Origin of the sequence: Rubrobacter calidifluminis (assembly GCF_028617075.1) — a bacterium.
GTDB lineage: Bacteria > Actinomycetota > Rubrobacteria > Rubrobacterales > Rubrobacteraceae > Rubrobacter_E > Rubrobacter_E calidifluminis.
The window spans coordinates 1-864 of sequence record NZ_JAQKGV010000047.1 but is presented as its reverse complement, the minus strand read 5'-3'; the positions used below and the strand labels follow the sequence as shown (position 1 = coordinate 864).

General features: G+C 57.3%; 1 protein-coding gene. It reads right to left on the bottom strand.

Annotation, left to right across the window (positions count from 1 at the left end; translation table 11 throughout):
* Window positions 1-860, bottom strand: an 860-nt coding sequence (gene ald / locus PJB24_RS15780) for an alanine dehydrogenase (protein WP_420541974.1), incomplete at its 3' end; no start/stop codon positions are given.
* Window positions 861-864: the final 4 nt, after the last annotated feature.

Genomic DNA, 864 nt, shown 5'->3' with positions numbered 1-864 from the left:
TGGGTGTGGGTGGTGGGGCGGCTGCTCTCAAAGCACCCTCCCTGGTCTATGGCTACGTCTACCACCACAGAGCCTCTCCTCATCTGGCTTATGGTCTTCCTGTCTATGAGCTTTGGGGCTTTCGCTCCGTGTACCAGTACCGCTCCTATGACCACATCGGATTCTCTTACGTAGCTGGCAAGGCGGGCTCTGTTCGGGATCACAAGGTCCGCTCTTCCTCCAAAGATGTCCGAGAGGTAGGAGAGTCTTTTGGGGTTTATGTCCATAACCCTCACTATGGCTCTCATCCCTAATGCTATCTTGGCTGCTTCTGTGCCTACTACTCCTCCTCCTATGATCGTGACTTTGGCCGCAGGGGTGCCGGGTACTCCTCCCAAAAGAAGCCCCGCTCCTCCCTGCGGGCTCTCCAGGCAGTGGGCTGCCGCCTGCACGCTCATCCTGCCCGCCACCTCGCTCATCGGTGCGAGCAAAGGCAGCGTGCCGTCTTTTTGCTCTACGGTCTCGTAGGCTATGGAGGAGATCTTCTTCTCTAGCAGAAACCCGGTCAGCTTCCTGTCGGCTGCCAGGTGAAGGTAGGTGAAAAGCTGCTGGCCTTCTTTGAAGAGGGGGTATTCTTCGGGCAGGGGTTCTTTGACCTTGAGGATGAGATCGGAAGAAGAGAAGAGTCTCTTCTTGTCTTCTTCTATCTTTGCTCCGGCCTGCAGGTACTCTTCGTCGGCAAAGCCTGAGGCTTCTCCTGCTCCTTTCTCGATCAGGACGCTGTGGCCGTGGTGGGTGAGCTCCGCTGCGCCGTCTGGCTGCAGCGCCACCCTCCCTTCCTGGTCTTTTATCTCCTTCGGTACCCCTATCGTCATCGGCATGGCA